Raw genomic sequence first — 2,355 nt, forward strand, 5'->3', positions numbered from 1 at the left:
CGCCCAGCGGGAGGTTCGCTGCGCTCAGCGACGGCCGAGGGGGCGGGCCGGGCGGCAGGACCAGAGGCAGGCTCGGGGGCCGGGGCTGCGGGAAGCTTTTCCAGCGTCGCCCAGGCCTTCCCCTTGCGCGCAGGGGCCACCTCGGCTGCCGTTTGCAAGGGCTCTGGGCGAGCACCTGGCTCGGCGCGTGACGGCCTGTCACCAGGATCGACGTCGTGGCCCGAGAGCTGGCCAAGCAGCCCCCAGCGTGGCTGTCCCGACTCCTCATTGGTGCGACCAAACGCCTGGTAGCCTGCGGTATCGGAACCGGTCTTGCGCAGGAAATCCTGGATATCGTCCGAGGCACTCATCTTCCGTCTCCAACGGGCCAAGGCACGCATCTCCCATGCCTGGTCCGTCACGGCACCGGCAAGAGAGAATGCGGGAAAGATGCTTCAACCAAAGAAGCACATGTCGACCAAAGAGGCATATTACTACCACTTTTGTGCCGCTACCGCAGCAAGCGATCTCTCAACGCGCCTTGCGACAATTGCCTGATTCCTCGTCACTTCCCAAGTCCAGCCACGCCAGAGCCAGCCTTCAGGCGGACCAACGGCCGCGCATCCAGCAAGCAAAAACTCAGAAAAATGAGTGAGAAACCTATGGGGCCAGGACAGCCAGGGATAGCGCACCGCCAAGGGCCGCAGCCCTCAGGACACCTGAAACCGCAGAAAGAAAACGCTCGATATGGCAAAAAAAGCCGATCCGAGCCACAGCACGGATCGGCATAAATTTCTAGAATTCAAGCGCTACTGTGCCAGGGCGGCAACCAATGCCTGCTCCCAGCGCGCGTCGCGCTGGCCACACACGACAAAGAACGGATTGAGCAGCGACTCACCACGATTGCAGCGCAGCGGCTCAAGGGTCTCTGCGTCCAGCACCAGTCCACCGGCGGCGGTGACCACCGCCTGGGCGGCGGCGGTGTCCCACTCGCAGGTCGGCGCCAGGCGCGGGTACAGATCGGCCTTGCCCTCCGCCACCAGGCACAGCTTCAGCGAGCTACCCATCGAGGTGCACTCGGTGGCCGGCAAGCGTGCACAGAAAGCCTCGAAGGCCTCGGCACCGTGGCGGCGGCTGCCCACCACCACCCAGGGGGCCTCGGCAGGGTCCGGCAGTTCACGCGCATGGATCGGCTGGCGCGACTCGCCCTCGGATCGCCAGGCGCCATTGTCCTGTTCACCGAACCAGGTCACCCCCAGCACCGGCGCATGGACCACCCCGAGCACCGGGACGCCATGCTCGATCAGCGCCACATTGAGGGTGAATTCACCGTTGCGATTGACGAACTCCTTAGTGCCATCCAGCGGGTCCACCAGCCAATAGCACGACCAGCCGAGACGTGTCTCGGTGGCGATCTCCCCGGATTCCTCGGACAGCACCGGCACCTCCGGCGTCAGTCGTCCCAGCAGCGCCACCAGGGCGTGGTGGGCGGCCAGATCGGCCTCGGTCAATGGGCTATCGTCGTCCTTGTGCTCGACCTCGAAGTCGCGCTGATAGATCTCGAGCACCAGTCGACCGGCCTCTTCCACGCCGGCGACCAGGGCATCCTTGTGTTCACTGCTCAGAGAAACGGGCACGCAAGACTCCTTGATATAAGGCCCGATCGGAGTCGACACGACGGGCCGATACACAGTACCGGGAAGGCCAGGTCTTCCCGGAAATCGATGGTGCCAAGCTTAGCGTGAGTGGCGTATCGAGCGCAGGGCTGCAAGCGGATCGGCACGGGTCCGACGCCGCACCCTCAGGACGATACCAGCGGCAGCCACAACCATAGCGCCAGCAGCGCGGCCAGCAGTACCGGCGGGGTCAGCTTGAGCCCGACCTTCATGTACTGGCCCCAGCTGATGTGGGTGCCCTTTTCCGCCAGCACGTGCAACCACAGCAGGGTGGCCAGGCTACCGATGGGGGTGAACTTGGGCCCCAGGTCGTTGCCGATGACGTTGGCGTAGATCATCAGCTCCCGGGTCAGGTCGCCGACCTGGGCCTGGTCGATGGCGAGTGCCCCCACCAGGGTGGAGGGCATGTTGTTCATGATAGAGGCCAGCAGCGCCGAGGCCACACCGGTACCCAGCGTCGCCACCAGGGTGCCCTGCTGGCCCAGCCAGGTCAGCAGGGCGCTGGCGTCTTCGGTCAGCCAGGCGTTGCCGAGCCCGTAGACCACCAGGTACATGCCTACCGAGAACAGCACGATCTGCCAGGGCGCGCCCTTGAACACCCGCGACAGCGAGATCACCGTGCTGCCCCCGGCCTGGTGCCAGCGGCCGGCCAGGGCGACCAGCACCAGCGCCGCGCTGCCGGTCACCAGCGCCACCGGCA

General features: G+C 65.5%; 2 protein-coding genes and 1 pseudogene. All 3 read right to left on the bottom strand.

The window, feature by feature from the left end; genetic code table 11:
- Window positions 1-350 (bottom strand): annotated as a pseudogene (locus tag NH448_RS23330) (hypothetical protein); the annotation flags it as partial.
- A gap of 438 nt (window positions 351-788) precedes the next feature.
- Window positions 789-1,616, bottom strand: a complete 828-nt coding sequence (gene cysQ, locus NH448_RS23335; protein WP_045994296.1) for a 3'(2'),5'-bisphosphate nucleotidase CysQ — start codon at window positions 1,614-1,616, stop codon at window positions 789-791.
- Window positions 1,617-1,780: 164 nt separating this feature from the next.
- The coding region (locus NH448_RS23340) for an ArsB/NhaD family transporter (protein ID WP_290442948.1) at window positions 1,781-2,355 on the bottom strand (575 nt) is incomplete at its 5' end.

The sequence above is a fragment of the Halomonas sp. OfavH-34-E genome, from assembly GCF_024124525.1.
GTDB classification, from domain to species: Bacteria; Pseudomonadota; Gammaproteobacteria; order Pseudomonadales; family Halomonadaceae; genus Halomonas; species Halomonas litopenaei.